The sequence below is a fragment of the Xanthomarina sp. F2636L genome (genome assembly GCF_026410195.1).
Lineage (GTDB): Bacteria > Bacteroidota > Bacteroidia > Flavobacteriales > Flavobacteriaceae > Xanthomarina.
This window is the reverse complement of record NZ_JAPMLM010000052.1, coordinates 1-207: the sequence shown is the minus strand read 5'-3', so window position 1 is coordinate 207 and position 207 is coordinate 1. Positions and strand designations below refer to the sequence as shown.

Annotated in this window: 1 pseudogene; it reads left to right on the top strand. The window is 42.0% G+C overall.

Annotation, left to right across the window (positions count from 1 at the left end):
• Positions 1-207 (top strand): annotated as a pseudogene (locus OS191_RS00245) (hypothetical protein); the annotation flags it as partial.

Here is a 207-nt window from a genome sequence, read left to right as displayed (position 1 = left end):
TGATTTCTGTTTAGGTGGTGCACCAGCTCCAACATGTACAGATGGTATTCAAAATGGTGATGAAACCGGAGTTGATTGTGGAGGTTCATCTTGTGAACCTTGTGTTATACCTCCAACTTGTTCAGATGGCGTTCAAAACGGTAATGAAACAGGTGTAGATTGTGGTGGACCAGATTGTGCACCTTGTGAAACTTCTTGTACAGATAA